This window comes from Phytoactinopolyspora halotolerans, assembly GCF_010550675.1.
In the GTDB taxonomy this organism is placed as follows: Bacteria; Actinomycetota; Actinomycetes; order Jiangellales; family Jiangellaceae; genus Phytoactinopolyspora; species Phytoactinopolyspora halotolerans.
The window spans coordinates 116,896-135,029 of the sequence record NZ_JAAGOA010000011.1 but is presented as its reverse complement, the minus strand read 5'-3'; the positions used below and the strand labels follow the sequence as shown (position 1 = coordinate 135,029).

Here is an 18,134-nt window from a genome sequence, read left to right as displayed (position 1 = left end):
CCTCGGAAGCGTCCGTGATCACGAGGCCTCGCGTGATGCCCGGTGGTCGCGGCCCGCTGGTGCGTCCACCGTCTCCAGGAATCCAGCGACGGCGGCGGCGACGCCCCGGACGTCGTCATCATGAATCCAATGCCCGCAGCCGTCGAATTCGACGTACGACGTCTCCGGGCGACGCCGGACCATCTCGTGCGCGTGGACGGTCGGCAGTACCTCGCTGCGTGTGCCGTGCATGAGCAGGACCGGGGCCGTCACGGACGTCCAATCGGCCCACCAATCGCCGACCAGCAGCTCCTGCGACCGCATCATGTCGTCGTAGTCGAAACCGAGGCCCCACCCATCCGGGTAGCGGATCGCGCCCTGCAGAAAGTACGACGGATCCGGCACGCCCCGCCGCTGGATGGCCACCCCCAGTTCGGTCAGCGTCGGCGCTCGCCGCGGCCAGTCCCGCACGTCCAGTGTCAACGGCTGCACGACGGCCGGTGCCTCCTCGACGATCACCGCGCGCACCAGCTCCGGCCGACGGGCCGCCAGCTGAAAGGCGGTGACCCCGCCCATGGAATGGCCGAAGACGACGGCGGGCGCCACACCTGAGTCGGCCACCAGCTCCGCGACATCACCCACGTAGGCGTCCCTGGTGAATGGTCCGCCGCGCTCGGCGTGCCCGTGCCCACGCAGATCGACGGCGACCACGCGGGCGCGTCCGCGCAGTTCCCATGCCAGTGCGCCGAATGTCCGGGCGGAGCCGAAATGCCCGTGCAAGGCAAGCACGACCGGCCCCGTACCACCGTAGTCGGTCACCGGCAGCGGCAATGCGGAACGCACCATCACGGCACCGATTCTGCCCTCCGCGGACGCACGGGTTGATACCCGGTACGCTGTGGCTGAGACGCCGGTCGAGGCGCTCGCAGGGCACCGCGGCGAGTGTGCCAACCTTAGTCGCATGGACCGCCTTGAGATCGACCTGGACTACATGCGCAACGTCATGCTGGAGCTGTTGCGCACACCGAGCCCGTCGGGCCGCACCGACGCCGTCATGCAGATCATCGGAGACCATCTGGCCGAGCTGGGGCTGCCGATGCAGGTCACCCGACGAGGCGTGCTCCGTGCGACGTTACGCGGCGAGACGTCGGACACGGCTAGGGCGGTCGCCGTCCACGCGGACACGATCGGCTGCATGGTCAAGCGGGTCAAGGAGAACGGCCGCATCGAGGTCGTACCGGTCGGCACCCACAGTGCGCGATTTGCCGAGGGTGCGCACGTCACGGTGTTCGTCGACGACCTGACTCAGATCTACACCGGTACCGTGCTGCCGTTGATGTCCAGCGGGCACAACTTCGGCGAGGCCGTCGACACCCAGGGCGTCGGGTGGCACCAGGTGGAGATCCGGATCGACGAGGATGTGGCCAGCGCCGCGGACGTGCATGATCTGGGCATCCGGGTGGGTGATTTCGTCGCCCTCGACGCGGCTCCGCAGATCACCCCGAACGGCTACATCAAGTCCCGCCACCTCGATGACAAGGCCGGACTGGCCGCGTGTCTCGCGGCGGTGAAGGCCCTGGTCGACCACGACGCCGTTCTTCCCGTCGACGCGTACCTGCTGGTCACCATCGGTGAGGAGGTCGGGATGGGGGCCACGCACGGACTGGACGACCGGGTCGCCGAACTCGTCGCGGTAGACAACGCCGTGGTCAGCGAGGGCCAGCAGTCCCGCGAGGACACCGTGAACATCGGCATGCTGGATTCCACCGGGCCGTTCGACTACCACCTCACCCGACGGCTCATCGGCCTGTGCGAGGAGCACCAGCTGCCGTACCGGCGAGACGTGTATCGCTTCTACCGGTCCGACGCGGCGCCGGCGATCGAGTCCGGCATGGAGGCCCGCACCGCTCTGGTCGGTTTCGGCGTGGACTCCAGCCACGGGCATGAGCGTACCCATCTGGACGGCGTCCAGCGCATCGCCGAGCTGCTGACCATCTACCTGACCAGTCCGCTGACCTTCTCCGACTGGGACGAGGATCCCACCGGCAAGCTGGAGGACTTCCCCAGCCACAGCGTGCAGCCGGCAGAGCCCGAGCCCGAGACCGCGCCCGGCCGGCACGGCTGACCCCACGTCGCGTGGCGTCCTTGCGACCGGTGCCTTCGCCGGACACCTGCCGCGGACACCCGCCGCGGGGACGTGACGCGGTGTCGTTACGCGGGGAGACTACGCGGTGTCCTTGCCGTCCTTGCGCTGCTCCGCCGCGAGCTTGGCCTTGACCGTCGCGGCGTACACGTCGACGTACTCCTGCCCGGAGAGCTCCATCAGGGCATACATGATCTCGTCGGTGACGGCCCGCAACACGTAGCGGTCCGCCTCCATGCCCTCGTACCGGCTGAAGTCCAGCGGCTTGCCGAACCGGACGCCGGGCCGCATCCGCTTCGGAATCAGGCGGCCCGGAGGCTGCATCTCCGCCGTACCGATCATCGCCACGGGGATGACCGGGACCCTAGCTTCCAGGGCCAGCCGGGCGGCCCCCGTCTTGCCTCGGTAGAGCCGACCGTCCGGCGAGCGGGTACCCTCCGGATAAAGTCCCAGCAGTTCACCTTGCCGCAGCAGCTTCAGCGCGCTGCGCATCGCTGCCTCACTCGCCCGACCGCCCGACCTGTCCACCGGCAGGTTGCCGGTCCGGGAGAAGAAGAACCGTTTGAACCAGCCTTTGATCCCCGGTTGGGTGAAGTAATCGCTCTTGGCCCAGAAGGTGACCTTGCGTTCCAGCGTCAGCGGCATGAAGAAGGAGTCCACCACCGTCAGGTGGTTTCCGGCCAGGATGGCCGGGCCCTCCTTCGGCACGTTCTCGGTTCCTTCCGCCCACGGCCGGTAGTAGATGCGCAACAGCGGGCCGAGGAGCACCTTCTTCAGCAGCCAGTAGAGCACGAAGCGAACACTACAACGTGAAGCCGGGAACGCGCGCCCACCTCCACGCGCGGATGTCAGCCCACGCACGTGGCACCAGGCGGCCGACATCAGGTGGCCGGCATCCGGTCGGCCGGCATCCGGTCGGCAGCCATCCGGTCGGCAGCCATCCGGCCACGGTATCCGGTGCGGTATCACGCCGCCGAGATCCGGCCGGGCACGCGAGCCGGGTTCCGTGGGATGATGGGGGCATGCACGCACCGTCGGCCGCCGCTCCGTTTTTCCGCGACGGCGGTCCCACCGGCGTCCTGCTGTGTCACGGATTCACCGGATCTCCCGCGTCGATGCGGCCATGGGCGGAACAGCTGGCGGCGGCCGGACATACCGTGCACGTCCCGCTCCTTCCCGGCCACGGTACGTCCTGGCGCGAGATGAATCTCACCCGCTGGCCCGACTGGTTCGCGGCGGTGGAGAACGCGCTACTGCGGCTGGACGAACGGTGCGATTCCGTGGTCGTGGCCGGCCTGTCCATGGGCGGTGGCCTGGCGTTGAGGCTCGCCCAGGTGCATCCGTCCGCGGTATCGGCTCTGGTGCTGGTGAACCCCTCCGTCGCCAGTGCCGATCGGCGGCTGCGCGCGCTGCCCTTGCTTCAGTACGTCGTGCCCTCGCTCGCCGGCCTGGGCAACGACATCGCCAAGCCGGGCCAGGACGAGCACGCCTACCCCCGGACCCCGCTTCGTGCGCTGCATTCGCTGACCCACCTGTGGAAGGTCGTCGTGCGCGATCTGCCCGCAGTCACTCAGCCACTGCTGATGTTCCGCAGCGCCACCGACCACGTCGTGGATGGTTCGGGAGCGCCGCTGATCATCGACGGCGTCTCGTCGGCGGACGTCACCGAGGTCGTGCTCCATCGCAGCTACCACGTCGCCACCCTGGATTACGACGCGGACACGATCTTCACGCGAAGCGCCGAGTTCATCGAACGCGTCAACCAGCGCGCGAAAACGGGCGCACAGCCGAACAGCGACACCGGAAGGGGTGAGGTCCGCCGATGAGCACCGGCCGCGATGACGAGCAGGCCTGGGCCGAGCTGGTCGACACGTTCCATGCCGAGCCGGAACCCGACGACGGCACCCGGCGCTGGCCGGCGGCGGAGGACATCGATCCCGACGACTCGCCGTACGGCGACGCCGATCCGTACGGCTCAGGCCCGCACGACAGTGACGCGTACGACAGCGATCCGTACGACAGTGACGCGTACGACAGCGATCCGTACAGCGCCGACCGGTCCTCATCCAGCGGCGGCGGCTCGGACACGCTGGAACATCCGTCCTGGAGCGGCCGCGGAGCGGATGCGTCCCGTGCGGACGCCACGGGTTCCACTCGGCACATGCCCGCTTCCGGAAACGCCGACCCCGGTGACCCCGGCTCCGGCGACGGAGACTCCGGCGACGATCATTTCGTTCCGCCGATCCCGCCGCCGATCCCCCGCGGCGATCGGATCACCCGCTGGGCATGGACCGGGCTGCTCGCACCACCGCCTGCCCTGTTGCTCGCCACGATCGCCGGCTGGTCCCCGCCGGATGAGTTCATGGTCCTTTTGGTCGGCGGATTCGTCGCCGGATTCGTCACGCTCGTCGCTCGGATGCGTGGCCGCAACCCGCACGACCCGGACAACGGGGCCGTCGTCTGACCCCGCCTCCGCTCGCTCAGAGGGAGAGCTGCAGGTCAGTCACGACCGGACGATGGTCGCTGGCCGCCCGCACCGCCGGAGAGTCGACGACCTCGTAGGAGATGAGCTCGACCGCTCCCCGCGCGAACACCGCGTCGCGGCGTTCGCGCGGCTGATCCACCGGATACGTCGGCACGGCGTCCGCGGCGCCCAAGTCCGTGTACTGGGACGCGAGCCGGCTCCAGGTGGCCGCCGACGGCGCCTCGTTGAGGTCTCCGGCGATGATGGCGGCGGGCAACGGACCCGCGCCCACCGGCCGGGTGATCCGCCCGACGTCGCTCTCCGGCTCGGCCAGCATCGCCGCCGCACTGCCCGGGGCGCGGATCACCCGGTTGAACAGGCCGGTGATCTCGGTCAGGTGCCGGGCTCGCTCACCGGCGTCCACGCCGAGCTGGACCGATGCGACGGCGAACCGGACGGGCCCCTTCCCGAGCGCCGCCATCACCACCCCACGCCGGCGCAACCCGGGCGTTCTGCGCAGCAGGTGCTCCTGCCGATCATGCACGTCCACCCGTACCGCCGTGTAGAGGGCCGTTCCCGCGCTGGTCCCGCCCCCGCCCGCATAGAGCAGCTCGGCACGGCGGGCCAGCGCCGCGCACTTGCCGCGCCAGGCCAGCCTGGACGGCGCCTCCTGCAGACACACCACATCCGGGTCGAGCTCCCGCAGCACCGCGGCCACGGCCGCGGCATCCCGCTTGAAGCCGTGCACGTTGTAGCTGACGAGCCGCAGCCGGACCGTCGCCGGGCCGGCGTCGCTCGCCGGGTCGTCGTCTCTCTGTGCTGCCATCGACCCACCTATCGGTGAAGACTTCACCTGAAGTACTCGGGACCTAGATGCGCGCCAGGTCCGCGGCGCCGACGATGCCGGCATCGTTGCCCAGGGTGGCCAGCCGGACCGTCGCGAACGGCCGGTGTGTCCCCCCGGTGATGTTGCGCCACAGGGCCTCTTGCGCCGGCTCCAGCAGCAGCTCGCCGGCGTCGGCCACCCCGCCGCCGATCACGAACGCGCCCGGATCGAAGATGGAGACGAAGGATCCCATCGCCGCGCCGAGCCAGCCGGCGAGTTCGGCGATCAGGTGCCGTGCCAGCGGGTCACCGTCCTGTGCGGCCTGTGTCACCATCGGCCCGGTGATCGCCTGCGCATCACCGCCCGCCAGGTCCAGCAGGCGCTCCGGTGAACCGGGGAACGCCGCCGACCCCTGGGCGGCCGCCCGGGCGTTGCGCACCAGCGCCGTTCCACTGGCATACGCCTCGACGCAACCACGCAAGCCACAGCCGCAGTACTGGCCGTCCGGGACCAGTCGCATGTGGCCGAGCTCCCCCGCGATGCCGTTGGCGCCACGGTGCAGCTCGCCGTCGAGGATGACCGCGCCGCCCACACCGGTTCCGACGGTGAGCAGCACCATGTCGTCGACGTCCTCGGCCGCACCGAAGCGGAACTCGCCCCACGCCGCCGCGTTCGCGTCGTTCTCGACCACCACCGGAAGGCCGGTCGCCGCGCCGACGTCGTCCCGGAGCGGGAGATCCCGCCAGGCCAGGTTCGGCGCGAACATGACCCGCGAGCGGCCCGCGTCGATGAAGCCGGCACAACCCACGCCGACGACATCTACGTCATGGTCGGCCGCCAGCTCACGGGTCACCGCGACGATCGCGCCGACGATGCCGGCCACGTCCCGAGACGGTGTGTCCCGCCGCGTGCGTGCGACGATCGCGCCCTTCTCATCGACGACGCCGGCCGCGATCTTGGTCCCGCCGACGTCGACACCGATGCTGTACGTCACGCCGCCGACCTGCTCTCCACCCGCTTCTTCAGCTCCTTCAGAGCCGTATCGATGATGACCTTCTCCGCCTTGCGCTTCATCAGCCCCAACATGGGAATCGCCACATCCACGGTGAGCTGATAGGTCACTTCGGTCTTTCCTGCGGCCGCCTCGTCCAGCCGGTAGGAACCCTCCAGCGCCTTGATCAGCGACCCCTCCACCAGGCTCCACCGCACCTCGTCGTCGCCGTGCCACTCATAGGCCAGCGTGTAGGTGTCCTTGATGGGGCCGGCATCCAGGACGAACCGTCCCTGGCTCGGGCGGCCGTCCGGATGCGTACCGAGTACGTCGACCCGGCGAACCGACGTGGTCCACTCCGGGTAGGCCTCGAGGTCGGCGATCACGGCCATGACAGCGGACGCGGGCGCATCCACCGTGATGCTCGACGTGGTCTGTGCAGCCATGCGCTCAACCTTAGTGGTTGCCCCGAGGGTCTCGGCTAGGGGTGGGTGCGCAGTTGCTGCCGTCGATGGCTTGTCCGCGGACGGTTTCCGAGGCCGCTCGCGCGCGCCGGTCGGACGGATGCGGGGCGTCCCGATTTCCCGGCCGGCCTCGAGACTGTCCTTGAGCGCATGGACACGGCTCTTGAACGAACGCACGTAGTGCTCGCGGAGCCAGGCCGCGTCCGGCCGCCGGAAACCGCGCCGGCGGACGCGGTCCGGGTCCGCCCGCAGAAACCAGTGCACCAGTACGCCGTCGTGCCAGGTCTCCAGCCAGATCTCCGCGGTGCCGGTCAGCTCGCCCTGGACATCCCAACGCAGACCCTCAGTGCCCCTATCCTCGCTGACGGTGAGCGTCAGCCGGGGCCACCAGGTGCGCCACAGTCCGGGGTCGGCGATGTACCGCCGCACGATCGCCGGCTCGGCGACGATGAAGCTGTCGTCCATCACATCGACGGACCAACGCCGGCCTAAGCTCATTGCTCGTTCTCACCACCACACGCGGTCGCGCTCACCCGTGACAGCTCTGCCGCCAACCCGGAGCAATGGTCGCAAATCCGATACATTCGGTCGCGCTGTGTTGCGCACCCACGCATGACCATGGACAATGCGTTCAAGATCTGCTTCAACACGCCATTTTTGATCTCATAGGGCAAACTTATCCGTTGTGAGCGTCCTGACGTCTGATCCTGCTGCGGCGCAACGCCACTGGCGCGCGCTCGCGGTGGCCCGCCCTGGCATGCTCGCCCTGGTCGTGGCCCTTACCGGTTCGGCGCGGAGTTTCGTCGACGACTGGTGGTGGCTCGGCGCGCTAGCACTCGTCGCATTGGCCGCGGCCATCGCCGAGCGCGTCATGCCGCCCTCGCGGTTGCGCGCGGCCGCCGAGATGGGGCTGGCCTCGATCGTGATCGGGCTCGGCTTCCCAGACGCCTACCTGGCGCTGCCGTACCTCCTGCTGCCGGCGTTCGCCGGCGGTCTTGCCGGTGGCGCGGCGGGAGCGATTCTCGCCACGATCATCGCCGGCATGGGCATGGCCGCCGGCGACATCCTCGCCCGGAACGCCCTGCTGAACGGCACGTCCGCCGGAAGCCTGGCCGCCTGGCTGGTGATCGTCTTCGTCACCGGCGCCATCGGAGCGTGGCTGCTGCGCCAGGAGAACGTGCACGTGGCCGACGGCGAGCGCTACGCCGCCGCCTACCGGCTGCTGTCCGAACTGCGTGTGGTCTCCCGGCGGCTGTCCGGCGGGCTGGATCCGATGACTCTGGCCGAGGGAATCCTCGACCACGTCGCCTCCCATATCGACGTCCGCCGGTCCGCGTTGCTGGTCCGCCGCGACGGGGGCGTGCTGTTCCCGCTTGCCAGGCGCGGCGACGACGACGGCTGGCTGGTCGGCGCGGAGAAAGACCCGGTCGTATTGGACGCCTGGACCAACGAGGTGCCGGCCTGGGCCCCGGCAGGCAGACGCGGGTACCGGGTCGTGCTCCCGCTACGGGTCGGATCCCGCACGATCGGCGCGGTCGTCGCGGACGTACCGGAGCAGGTGTCCTCGGACGAGCTGGCCGAACTGGCCCGATCCACGGACGAGGGGGCGGTCCGGCTGGAGACCGCGCTGCTGTTCGACGAGGTGCGCGAACTGGCCACCCGCGAAGAGCGGCAGCGGCTGGCTCGAGAGATCCATGACGGCATCGCCCAGGAACTCGCCTCCCTCGGTTACCTGGTCGACGATCTACTGGCACGTACCACCAACGCCGACGCCGCGTCGCTCGCCACGACTCTGCGTCGAGAGCTCACCCGGATCGTGACCGAGCTGCGCCATTCCGTGTTCGACCTCCGCAGCGATCTGGATCGCGACGCCGGGCTCGGCGAGACGCTGTCCGGATATGCCCGGCAGATCGGCGCCCAGGCGCGGCTCAACGTCCACCTGGTCAACCAGGAGGGCCAGGAGCGGCTCCGCCCCGAGGTCGAAGCCGAACTGCTACGAATCGGCCAAGAAGCCATCACCAACGTGCGTAAGCACGCAAAAGCCCGTAATCTGTGGGTCACCGTCAGTGTGAACCCACCATCGGCTCACATTCGCGTCGCCGACGACGGCACGGGGATGAGAGAACGCCCGAGCGACCGCTACGGGCTGGACATCATGTCGGAGCGAGCCCGGCGTATCGGAGCTACGTTGGTGATCGAAGACGCGCCAGAAGGGGGTACGGTCGTGAGCGTATCCCTGGGAAATGACTACGAAGAGGGGTTAATCCGTGCCAGTGACGGTCATGCTGGTCGATGATCACGAGCTTATCCGTCAAGGACTGCGCCGCGCGTTCGAGCGTGACTCGGAGTTCCAAGTAGTCGGTGAGGCTGCCTCCGTGGCCGACGCTCGCCGACTGGCCGATACCACTCAGCCGGACGTCGCCGTTCTGGACGTGCGCCTGCCGGACGGCAGCGGACTCGACCTCGCTCAAGCGCTGCGTGCGGCACGGCCCGACGTCGGTCTCGTCATCCTGACCATGTACGCCGGCGATGACCAACTCTTCGCTGCCCTGGACGCCGGAGCCTCGGCGTTCGTGCCCAAGAGCGCTCCTAGTGACGACGTGGTGGCCGCAGCACGGCACGCCGCTGCCAAACCGTCCTCGTTCATCGCGGCCGATCTGGCCGAGGCGATGCATCGCAAGCTCAATCCCAGCGGTCCACAGCTCACCCGGCGTGAACGCGAAGTGCTCGGACTACTCGCCGAGGGCCTGGGGGTGTCGAGCATCTCCCGCAAGCTCTACATCAGCGAGTCGACCACGAAGACCCACGTGTCGAAGCTGTACGACAAGCTCGGCGCCGGTAACCGGGCTCAGGCGATCATGGCCGCGGTCCGCGCCGGCCTGCTCGACAGCACCACTGAGCCTTAAGCGGCCTGCGCGCGCGTCTCAACGACGCACTGACGGGACGCTCCCAACACTCGGGGCGCGCCAATCGTGGCCGCCCGAGGCGGGCGGACAGGCTGTGGTCGGCTTGGGTGGGCCGGGGAGTTCGTCTCGCTCTCACGCGATCGGCGGACGGTTCGCGGACGGGCTGCGTTGGTCTGCCGCCGATCGAAGATCGCTCGACGAATCTCCCCGGCCCCATCGTTTCCTCGCCTCGGTCGGTCCGATCGCCTTCTCGCCTCGGTCGGTCCGATGGCCTTCTCGCCTTGGCCTCGCCCCAGGAACTCCGCGGCGGCAGCGGTGTACGTCGCTGCCGATCGACGTCGTGCGCACGCTCGAGCCGGTTCAAGCGGTCGAGATCAGCGCAACTGCGGCTGTGTCCGTGGCCGATATCACCCAGTCCGAGACCGGAACCGCAACGCACGGACGAGGGGCGGAGAACCTTCTCCGAGCGATCTTCGATCGGCGGCAGACCACGCAACCAGACTGATCGTGCTGCCCGCCGATCGCGTGAGAGCGAGGAGAATTCTCCGGCCCCACGCGACCGGCTCAGTAACGGCGCCTCGTCGGCCGCCCGTGGAGCGCCTGCACCTGGCGCGGCGTTCGGAAGGGCTGCGTCGCGGATCAGCCGGGTCGGCTGGCGCCCGCGAACGGCATCAGGTCGACGGGATCGACGCTGACCGGACTTCCCGGGTGGGTGGCGTGCACGATCTGGCCGTTGCCGATGTAGATGGCGACATGGCTGATCGGGCTGTAGTAGAAGACAAGATCGCCCGGCTGCAGCTGGCTCTTCGACACCCGCGTCCCGACGTTGATCTGCGACGCGGACGAACGCGGCAGCGAGACACCGGCCTGCGCCCACGCCACCGACGTCAGACCGGAGCAGTCCCAGAGGTCCGGCCCCGAGGCTCCCCACTGGTACATGTCGCCGACCTGGGCGAGTGCGAACTGCACGACGGCGCCCGCATCACCGCTCACCGGCGGCGGGTCGGTCTCGTCGTCCGAACCGTCGTCACGGTCCTCGCCGCGGCTCTCGTCTTCGGCAGCCCTGCGGCGCGCCTCCTCCTCTTCCTGGCGGCGACGTTCCTCCTCAAGCCGCTGGCGTTCCTCTTCCTCCAGCTCGGCGAGGATCTCCTCGGACTCGGAGAGCTTCTCCTCGATCGAGGCCTTCGTCTCTTCGAGTTCCTCCTCGATCGCCCTCGCGCGGTCACGCTCCTCCTCGGCGAGCAGTTTCGCCTGGTCGAGCGCGCGCGCTTCGTGTTCCACAGTAGTGATCTGGCTCGCCTGCTGGCGCGTGTACGCATCCAGCACGGATGCCTGGTCGAGATACGCAACCGGGTCATCGGCGAGGAGCATGCGGACAGTCGGATCGATGCCGCCGGTCTGATACGTCGCGGCTACCCAACCCGCCATGCCGGCGAGGGCGTCTTCGAGCTTGTCCTCTTGCTTCGCGATGGCGTTCTCCGCGCGCTCCAGGCGGCGCTGCACGTCCTCGAGTTCTTCACCGGCCTGGTGATACTCCTCGGTGGCCACCTCGGCCTCGTGGTGCAGCTCGTCGACCTTCTCCCGGATGTCGTCCAGTGTGGGCTCCGGGTCGGCGTGTCCGACCTGCGTAAGGCTCACTCCGGCCGCGACCGTCACGGCTGCTGTACAGAACGCTATGAGGCGAGCCGATCCACGGGATCGACGCTGATGTTCAGGCACGCTGGTCCTTCCGTAGGCTGGCGTCAGGCACCTGATGCGGCAGCTTAGCCAGCTCAGCCAGCGAGGGCAAACCCCTACACCGTGTTTCACGTAACTCTTACGTCCGGACGTAGCTGATCTTGCGTTGTACCTGGTGATGGATTTGATGATCTCAGCGGACTTCTGCGCTCGCCGGGCTACGCGGCTGCGCGCCCCGGCTGTCGTGGACCTCGGTGACGGTGGGCGACGATCAGATGGCTCAGGCGCTCCGCTCCACCCGCTCCTCCGCCTGCTGGTCCGCCTCCGGTGCCGGCTCCGAGCGGACGACGCTCAGGCGCAGCGGCGGGACCAACCCGGCATCGGCGAGGACACCGATGGCTCGCTGTTCCGCACCGTCGAGCGCACCCTCACCGCCGGACAGCAAGACATTCACCACGCAGTCCGAGCACGCAATGTTCCGCATCTCACAACGATCGCAGTCGATGAGCACGGTCGCAGCCTCCTTGACCTCAGCACTTGTCTATTCGGGCTAGACACTAGAACCCGGCACTGACAAGGTCCGCCCGCCGACGGCTACTCAGCTGCGTAGCAGGCCGATCAAGGCCACCGATTCCACGCTGTGCACGCCGGGCCGGCGGACCGCCTCGGCGATCTCACGATCCGACGAGACGACCACGACGGCGCGCCCTTCGGGCTCGGCGGCGACCAGAGCTTTGATCAGCTCGTCCGCGTTGCTGCCAGGAGGACTGAATCGGACCCGGACCCCACCGGCCGCGCCGACCGGAGGCGGCGCGGACACGTCCGCGCCGTCGAAGACACACGTCACCTCCGACACCGATCGGGCTGCCAGCGCCGCCAGGCTCTGCACCAACCGGGTGCGCTGCGCATGCAGCGGCATCGTCGGCCAGGCCGCCTTCGTCACGTTGTATCCATCCACCACCAGATGTGCGCGGGGCAGCCGGAGCAGCTCATCGAGCAGCTGCGGATCGCTCGGATCCCGCCCGAGCCCGGCTCCCCCACGGCCCTCGTGCGCCGACGGTTCGACCCCGGCGACCGAGTCCGCCGGCCGCAACGAGGAGGCCGGCAGGGCCAGTTCTCGCCGGAGCCCGGTGGCGGCGTCGACGAGCGTGTCCAGCAGCAGGGACAGGCGCGCCGTCGCCAGATCGCGCCCGCCGCGCTCGGCGCGCCGCGACGAGGCTGCGGCCTCCTCCGCCTCGGCCAGCCGTGCCCGCAGCCGCCGCGCCTCGGCTTCCGCCGATCGCTGGGCCGCCTGTGCCCGCTCCACCTCGTCCTGTGCCTCGGAGCGAGCCGTCTGCTCGGCGTCGCGCGCCTCGGTCAACTGCTGTCGCGCGGTCTGCAGCCGGCGGCGCAACGTCGAGTTCTCCTCCTTCAGCCGGGAGATCTCGCCCTTGAGACGGTCGCGGGTCTCGCGGGCCTCGGTGCGCGCGGCGTCCAGCTGCGCCTGCACCCGGGCTACCGCCTCGGTCTCCCGGGATCGTATCTGGTCGTCCTCCTTCTGCTGCACGACCTGTGCGGCCGCGCCGACGATCTCCTCCCAGCCGTCCGGGCGCTGCAGATACGCGACGCCGGCCACATCGGCCGGATCGGCAGCCGGTGGCGCCTTTCCCTCCCGCAGGCTCTCCACCAGAGTCGGATGGTGTTTCGCAGCGGTCTCGAAGACCTTGCGGCGGAATGCGTCGTCAGATTCCAATGCCGCCGCGATGGCGGTGGAGGCCAGGCGAACCCGCTTCGCCGGGGCGAACTTGGCCACCGGACGCAACGGCGCAGGTATGTCCGCGCTGGGTAGCAAGCTCAAGGTTTCGGCACCAAGAGCAACCACCTTCGTCCGTACCGGCTCGGGAAGCACGGTTCCAGGCTAGTGGTCGGCGTCAAACCCGACCGCGTTCCGGCGCCTGCGGACCCGGCAGCGGGACGTGACCGCGGACGACGGAACGACGTGCCGGCCAGGCGGCATTGGCGACGGCACGGCGGCATGGCGCCGTGGCTGCCGGGTGACCGTGCGGCGGCGTGGCGGGGCGACCCTGTCGGTCGGTCCCCGTAGCGTGCGTGTCCATGGAAGGCGTGCAAGGGACCATCGACGAGATCGGGATACCGCTGGCGTCGACCACGTTCGTCGTCGTCGACCTGGAGACCACCGGGGGCTCGCCGAACGCCGCGGAGATCACCGAGATCGGTGCGGTCAAGGTCAGCGGCGGCGAGGTGCTCGGCGAGTTCGGCACGCTGGTCCGCCCGTCGTCTCCGATACCGCCGTTCATCGCCGTCCTCACCGGCATCACCGACGCGATGCTCGCCGACGCGCCTCGGGTGTCCGCGGCGCTCCCCTCGTTTCTGGAGTTCGCCCGAGGCTCGGTCCTGGTGGCGCACAACGCCCCGTTCGATATCGGCTTCCTGCGCGCCGCGTGTGACCGGATCGGCATCGCCTGGCCGTCGTTCCAGGTGCTCGACACCGCCCGGCTGGCGCGCCGGGTGCTCGCCCGCGACGAGGCGCACGACTGCAAGCTGTCCACACTGGCGCGGTTGTTCAGGGCCGGCACCACACCGAACCACCGCGCGCTGGCCGACGCGCGCGCCACCGTCGACGTCCTGCACGGCCTGCTGGAGCGGCTGGGCAACGTCGGTGTGCATACCGTCGAGGAGCTCAGCCTGTGGCAGAGCACGGTCACGCCGGCGCAGCGCAGCAAGCGGCACCTCGCCGAGCGGATTCCGGCGGCGCCGGGCGTCTACATCTTCAGCGACGGCGACGGCCGGACGCTCTACGTGGGCAAGAGCAAGAACATGCGCTCCCGCGTCCGCAACTACTTCACCGCGTCCGAGACCCGCACCCGGATGACCGAGATGATCGCGGTCGCGTCGTCGATCACCGGCATCGAGTGCTCCACCCCGTTGGAGGCCGAGGTCCGCGAGCTGCGGCTGATCGCGGAGCGGAAACCGCGCTACAACCGGCGTTCCCGGTTCCCGGAGCGGGGCAGCTGGCTCAAGCTCACCATCGAGCCGTTCCCACGGCTCTCGGTCGTCCGCAAGGTCAGCGACGACGGAGCGGCCTACCTCGGCCCGTTCGGCTCACGCCGGCTCGCCGAGACCGCCATGACGGCCGTGCACGAGGCGATCCCGATCCGGCAGTGCACACAGCGGCTCTCACCGAACAAGCCGCAGAGCCCGTGCATCCTGGCCGAGATGGATCGCTGCGGCGCGCCCTGCTCCGGCAACGAGACCATGGACGAGTACGCGGCCCACGCCGAAGCCGTCCGCGCCGCGTTCACCGCCGATCCGGGCCGCATCGTGCAGCGGATCCTCGAGCGCATCGAAGCCCTCGCCAACCGGCAGCGCTACGAGGACGCGGCCTCCCACCGGGACCGGCTGTCCACGTTCATCCGCACGGCCATCCGCTGCCAGCGGATCGGCGCCCTTGCCGCCGTCCGGCAACTCGTCGCGGCGCGGCGGCTGGAGGTCGGCGGCTGGGAGTTTCACGTCATCCGGCACGCCCGGCTCGCGGCCGCGGGCACGTCGCCTCCCGGGGCCGACCCACGGCCGTATATCGACGCGACCGTCGCCACCGCGGAGACCGTGCCCGCGCCCCCGCCGCCGCGTGCCGGTGGCACCGCGGAGGAAGCCGAATGCGTGCTGCGCTGGCTGGAGACGCCGGGGGTGCGGCTGGTGGAGGTAGACGGCGACTGGTCCTTCCCGGTGCCGAGCGCGGCGGCGTACGCGGACATCGCCGCCGCCGGTGAACTCGACCGCTCGGCCGCGGTGCCGTTCGGCGACCGTCGCGGGCTGCGCCCGTCGGCGTGATCCGGAAGGAGTCGACATTGTGGTCACGGAGGCAGCCCGGATGTCGTACTTTCCGGTGCCGCTGCCGCGGGCCCTCCGGCGCACGGGGCCTACGGAACCGATAGTGTCGTGCCGAGGACGCCGTCCGGCGAGCACACAGCGTCCTCACACCCGTGAGAGGAGATTCGTCCGTGATCACTGCGATCGTGTTCATCCAGGCCGACGTCGCCCGCATCCCCGAGGTTGCCGAGCAGATCGCGGCCCTCGACGGAGTGAGCGAGGTCTACTCGGTGACCGGTGAGCTCGATCTCGTGGCGATGGTCCGGGTGCGCAAGCACGAAGACATCGCCGATGTCGTCGCCGATCGGCTGAACAAGGTCGACGGTGTCCTGAGCACCGAGACGCACATCGCCTTCCGCGCCTTCTCCAAGCACGACCTCGAGTCGGCGTTCGCCCTCGGCGCCGAGGTCCCGAACGACTGAGCACGCGGTCCGACTCCCGAAAGGGAGTCCGGAGCGTCAGCCGGAAACGTCCGCGGTCACGCGGCCGCGGAGACCCAGCGATCGAGCACGGCGGCAGCGGCGCCCGAGTCGATCGAGTGTCGAGCCTGCTCCAGCGCAACGGACATCCGCTCCAGCAGCGGCGCCTCCGCGGGGTGATATGCCGCCAGACCCGCGGCGGCGTTGAGCACCACGGCGTCCCGCACCGGACCCTGCTCACCGGCGACCACCCGGCGGACGACGTCCGCGTTGTAGTCGGCGTCGCCGCCGCGTAGCGCCTCCTGCGACGCGGGCGCGAGATCCAGCGCCGCCGGATCGAGCCGCTCCTCGGCCACCTCGCCACCGGCGACCACCCAGACTCTGGACGTGGTCGTGGTGGTGAGCTCGTCCAACCCGTCGTCGCCGCGGAATACCAGCGCAGAGACGCCGCGGCCGGCCAGCACACCGGCGAGTACATTCGCCATCCGCGGATCGGCCACCCCCACCGCCTGCGCCGATGGCCGCGCCGGATTGGCCACCGGACCGAGGAAGTTGAACACGGTCGGCACGCCCAGCTCGCGGCGCGGCACCGCGGCGAACCGCATGGAAGGATGGAAGGCCGGGGCGAAGCAGAACGTGATGCCGACCTCGTCGACCAGCTCCGCCACCCGCTCCGGCGCCAGGTCCAGGCGCACTCCGAGCCGCTCCAGCACGTCCGCGGCGCCGCACGCCGACGACGCGGCACGGTTGCCGTGCTTGACCACACGCGCGCCCGCGCCCGCCGCCACCAGAGAGGCCATCGTCGAGATGTTGACCGTGTGTGCCCCGTCGCCACCGGTGCCGACGATGTCCAGCGCCGGGCCCGAGCCTCGGAACGGCGTGGCGTTGGCGTACATCGCCTCGACCAGGCCCTCGAACTCGCCGACCGTCTCACCCTTGGCCCGCAGCGCGATCACGAAGCCGGCGATCTGCGCCTCGGTCGCCTCGCCCTGCATGATCTCGTTCATCGCCCAGGCCGTCGATTCAGTCGGCAGGTCCTGACCTGCAAGCAGCGTGCTCAGCACCGCCCGCCAGGTCTGCGGCGCGCTGCTCATGACGCCGTCCGCAACTCACCGCGGCGACGCATCAGACCCGCCACCGCGGACGCCAACTCGAGCGGGTCGATCGGGTGCGAGACGGCGGCCTCCGCGCGTGACCAGGTGGCAAGCCAGGCATCCTGGGGACGCCCGAGCAACAGCAGGACGGGCGGCGCCTGATAGATCTCGTCCTTGATTTGGCGGGCGATGCCCATACCGCCGGACGGCACCGCCTCACCGTCCAGGATCACCACGTCCACGCCGCCGGCGTCCAGCCGCTTGATCACGGCGGGGTGGGTGGCCGCCTCGACGATCTCGATCAGCGGCACGTCCGCTGCCGGCCGTCGGCCCAGGGCGAGTCGGACCTTGTCCCGGGTCGCACGGTCGTCGCTGTAGACGAGGATCGTCATCTTCTCCTCGGTACTGCTCATGGGTTCTGGTCCTCGCTGGCGTCGGAGTGCACCGCACGGCACGACCCGGGAGGAGATGCATCCCAGACGCCGTGTGGCAATGGGCGGAATCCTGTCAACGATGATGGTACTGGCTCCGCAAACACCGTGTCGGCGGGGCGGCGTCACGTCGCCGAGGCCGGACCGACATAATGGCTCCGTGGCTTCCACGACTGTCGACGCTGCCCACCCCCAGTCGCCGGTGCGGCCGAACCTCACATCGGTCGGCACCATCGTCTGGCTGTCCAGCGAGCTCATGTTCTTCGCGGCGCTGTTCGCGATCTACTTCACCCTGCGGTCCAACGAAGAGGAGCTCTGGGCTGAGCGGTCCGAACTGCTCAACATCCCCTTCTCGTTGACCATCACGACGATCCTGGTGCTGTCGTCGGTCACCTGCCAGCTCGGCGTACTGCGCGCCGAACGCGGCCAGGTGGGCCGGACCGGCAGCCTGCTGCAGGTCGGACAGTGGGGTATGCGCGAGTGGTTCGTGCTGACGTTCGTCATGGGTGCGCTCTTCATCTCCGGCCAGGCATACGAGTACGCCGAGCTGGTGATGCATGAGGGGTTGACGCTGTCGAGCGATCCGTACGGCTCGATCTTCTATCTCGCCACCGGCTTCCACGGTCTGCACGTGACGCTCGGTCTGCTCGCGTTCCTGCTCGTCCTGGGCCGGACGTTCATGACCCAGCGGTTCACCCACCAGCAGGCCACCAGCGCGATCGTCGTGTCGTACTACTGGCACTTCGTCGACGTGGTCTGGATCGCCCTGTACCTCACTATCTACATCGCCCAGTGATGAGGAGAAACGTGTCCCCATCTACGTCCCGTCGCAACGGCCGGTGGCTGGGCCGGGCGCTCTCCCGGCGCCGC

At 69.5% G+C, this 18,134-nt stretch carries 18 protein-coding genes; 8 read left to right on the top strand and 10 right to left on the bottom strand.

Going from position 1 to position 18,134, the window contains the following annotated elements; all coding sequences use genetic code 11:
• Positions 1-18: 18 nt before the first annotated feature.
• Positions 19-825, bottom strand: a complete 807-nt coding sequence (locus G1H10_RS16645; RefSeq protein ID WP_163739930.1) for an alpha/beta fold hydrolase — start codon at positions 823-825, stop codon at positions 19-21.
• Positions 826-940: 115 nt separating this feature from the next.
• Here G1H10_RS16645 and G1H10_RS16640 point away from each other — a divergent pair, with 115 nt between their 5' ends.
• Complete coding sequence (locus G1H10_RS16640; RefSeq protein ID WP_163739784.1) at positions 941-2,104, top strand: osmoprotectant NAGGN system M42 family peptidase; 1,164 nt, start codon at positions 941-943, stop codon at positions 2,102-2,104.
• Between the two features lie 99 nt (positions 2,105-2,203).
• Here the strand turns inward: G1H10_RS16640 and G1H10_RS16635 are convergent, their stop codons facing one another.
• Positions 2,204-2,914: a lysophospholipid acyltransferase family protein gene (locus G1H10_RS16635; protein WP_163739782.1), complete on the bottom strand. Its 711-nt coding sequence runs from the start codon at positions 2,912-2,914 to the stop codon at positions 2,204-2,206.
• Between the two features lie 230 nt (positions 2,915-3,144).
• On the opposite strand from G1H10_RS16635, the gene G1H10_RS16630 reads away from it, so the two are divergent.
• A complete protein-coding gene (locus G1H10_RS16630) occupies positions 3,145-3,948 on the top strand; it encodes an alpha/beta hydrolase (RefSeq protein ID WP_163739780.1) in 804 nt (267 codons plus the stop codon).
• On the top strand, positions 3,945-4,586 hold the full coding sequence (locus G1H10_RS16625) for a hypothetical protein (RefSeq protein ID WP_163739777.1): 642 nt from the start codon (positions 3,945-3,947) through the stop codon (positions 4,584-4,586). The genes G1H10_RS16630 and G1H10_RS16625 overlap by 4 nt, the downstream gene beginning before the upstream one ends.
• Positions 4,587-4,602: 16 nt before the next feature.
• Here G1H10_RS16625 and G1H10_RS16620 read toward each other — a convergent pair whose 3' ends face one another.
• Genes G1H10_RS16620 through G1H10_RS35055 form a run of 3 tightly spaced genes read right to left on the bottom strand, consistent with a single transcriptional unit; the run spans position 4,603 to position 6,849 of the window.
• Positions 4,603-5,412: an endonuclease/exonuclease/phosphatase family protein gene (locus G1H10_RS16620; protein ID WP_163739775.1), complete on the bottom strand. Its 810-nt coding sequence runs from the start codon at positions 5,410-5,412 to the stop codon at positions 4,603-4,605.
• Between the two features lie 43 nt (positions 5,413-5,455).
• Positions 5,456-6,406 carry an ROK family glucokinase gene (locus G1H10_RS16615; RefSeq protein ID WP_163739773.1) on the bottom strand — a complete coding sequence of 317 codons (951 nt, stop codon included), beginning with the start codon at positions 6,404-6,406 and terminating at the stop codon, positions 5,456-5,458.
• Positions 6,403-6,849 carry an SRPBCC family protein gene (locus tag G1H10_RS35055; protein WP_163739928.1) on the bottom strand — a complete coding sequence of 149 codons (447 nt, stop codon included), beginning with the start codon at positions 6,847-6,849 and terminating at the stop codon, positions 6,403-6,405. Before G1H10_RS35055 ends, G1H10_RS16615 begins: the two co-directional genes overlap by 4 nt.
• A gap of 703 nt (positions 6,850-7,552) precedes the next feature.
• On the opposite strand from G1H10_RS35055, the gene G1H10_RS16605 reads away from it, so the two are divergent.
• Together G1H10_RS16605 and G1H10_RS16600 are read left to right on the top strand one after the other, a co-directional pair.
• Positions 7,553-9,163: a sensor histidine kinase gene (locus G1H10_RS16605; RefSeq protein WP_163739771.1), complete on the top strand. Its 1,611-nt coding sequence runs from the start codon at positions 7,553-7,555 to the stop codon at positions 9,161-9,163.
• On the top strand, positions 9,150-9,773 hold the full coding sequence (locus tag G1H10_RS16600) for a response regulator transcription factor (protein WP_163739926.1): 624 nt from the start codon (positions 9,150-9,152) through the stop codon (positions 9,771-9,773). The genes G1H10_RS16605 and G1H10_RS16600 overlap by 14 nt, the downstream gene beginning before the upstream one ends.
• Positions 9,774-10,412: 639 nt before the next feature.
• Here G1H10_RS16600 and G1H10_RS34605 read toward each other — a convergent pair.
• The 3 genes from G1H10_RS34605 to G1H10_RS34600 all read right to left on the bottom strand — a co-directional run bounded on the left by G1H10_RS34605 (position 10,413) and on the right by G1H10_RS34600 (position 13,338).
• Positions 10,413-11,429, bottom strand: coding sequence for a C40 family peptidase (locus tag G1H10_RS34605; RefSeq protein ID WP_216853342.1), 1,017 nt, complete (start codon positions 11,427-11,429; stop codon positions 10,413-10,415).
• A gap of 301 nt (positions 11,430-11,730) precedes the next feature.
• Complete coding sequence (locus G1H10_RS16590; protein ID WP_174264422.1) at positions 11,731-11,934, bottom strand: hypothetical protein; 204 nt, start codon at positions 11,932-11,934, stop codon at positions 11,731-11,733.
• Positions 11,935-12,048: 114 nt separating this feature from the next.
• Positions 12,049-13,338, bottom strand: coding sequence for an NYN domain-containing protein (locus G1H10_RS34600; RefSeq protein WP_163739765.1), 1,290 nt, complete (start codon positions 13,336-13,338; stop codon positions 12,049-12,051).
• 206 nt (positions 13,339-13,544) lie between these two features.
• On the opposite strand from G1H10_RS34600, the gene G1H10_RS16580 reads away from it, so the two are divergent.
• Both G1H10_RS16580 and G1H10_RS16575 read left to right on the top strand, forming a co-directional pair.
• Positions 13,545-15,281, top strand: coding sequence for a DEDD exonuclease domain-containing protein (locus G1H10_RS16580; RefSeq protein ID WP_163739763.1), 1,737 nt, complete (start codon positions 13,545-13,547; stop codon positions 15,279-15,281).
• A 170-nt stretch (positions 15,282-15,451) separates the two neighbouring features.
• A complete protein-coding gene (locus G1H10_RS16575) occupies positions 15,452-15,742 on the top strand; it encodes an Lrp/AsnC family transcriptional regulator (protein ID WP_163739760.1) in 291 nt (96 codons plus the stop codon).
• Between the two features lie 56 nt (positions 15,743-15,798).
• Here the strand turns inward: G1H10_RS16575 and trpD are convergent, their stop codons facing one another.
• Positions 15,799-16,833 (bottom strand): anthranilate phosphoribosyltransferase, encoded by a 1,035-nt coding sequence (gene trpD, locus G1H10_RS16570; protein ID WP_163739758.1) that lies wholly within the window; start codon positions 16,831-16,833, stop codon positions 15,799-15,801.
• Positions 16,830-17,246 carry a response regulator gene (locus G1H10_RS16565; protein ID WP_163739756.1) on the bottom strand — a complete coding sequence of 139 codons (417 nt, stop codon included), beginning with the start codon at positions 17,244-17,246 and terminating at the stop codon, positions 16,830-16,832. The genes trpD and G1H10_RS16565 overlap by 4 nt, the downstream gene beginning before the upstream one ends.
• A 178-nt stretch (positions 17,247-17,424) precedes the next feature.
• Between G1H10_RS16565 and ctaE the strand changes: the two genes are divergently transcribed.
• Complete coding sequence (gene ctaE / locus G1H10_RS16560; RefSeq protein ID WP_312856594.1) at positions 17,425-18,060, top strand: aa3-type cytochrome oxidase subunit III; 636 nt, start codon at positions 17,425-17,427, stop codon at positions 18,058-18,060.
• Positions 18,061-18,134 lie beyond the last annotated feature (74 nt).

Excerpts from the sequence above, each read along its gene's own strand:
- G1H10_RS16645 (WP_163739930.1), bottom strand. The coding sequence starts at position 825 with ATGGTGCGTTCCGCATTGCCGCTGCCGGTGACCGACTACGGTGGTACG.
- G1H10_RS16640 (WP_163739784.1), top strand. The coding sequence starts at position 941 with ATGGACCGCCTTGAGATCGACCTGGACTACATGCGCAACGTCATGCTG.
- G1H10_RS16630 (WP_163739780.1), top strand. The coding sequence starts at position 3,145 with ATGCACGCACCGTCGGCCGCCGCTCCGTTTTTCCGCGACGGCGGTCCC.
- G1H10_RS16625 (WP_163739777.1), top strand. The coding sequence starts at position 3,945 with ATGAGCACCGGCCGCGATGACGAGCAGGCCTGGGCCGAGCTGGTCGAC.
- G1H10_RS16620 (WP_163739775.1), bottom strand. The coding sequence starts at position 5,412 with ATGGCAGCACAGAGAGACGACGACCCGGCGAGCGACGCCGGCCCGGCG.
- G1H10_RS35055 (WP_163739928.1), bottom strand. The coding sequence starts at position 6,849 with ATGGCTGCACAGACCACGTCGAGCATCACGGTGGATGCGCCCGCGTCC.
- G1H10_RS16600 (WP_163739926.1), top strand. The coding sequence starts at position 9,150 with ATGCTGGTCGATGATCACGAGCTTATCCGTCAAGGACTGCGCCGCGCG.
- G1H10_RS16590 (WP_174264422.1), bottom strand. The coding sequence starts at position 11,934 with ATGCGGAACATTGCGTGCTCGGACTGCGTGGTGAATGTCTTGCTGTCC.
- G1H10_RS16580 (WP_163739763.1), top strand. The coding sequence starts at position 13,545 with ATGGAAGGCGTGCAAGGGACCATCGACGAGATCGGGATACCGCTGGCG.
- trpD (WP_163739758.1), bottom strand. The coding sequence starts at position 16,833 with ATGAGCAGCGCGCCGCAGACCTGGCGGGCGGTGCTGAGCACGCTGCTT.
- G1H10_RS16565 (WP_163739756.1), bottom strand. The coding sequence starts at position 17,246 with ATGAGCAGTACCGAGGAGAAGATGACGATCCTCGTCTACAGCGACGAC.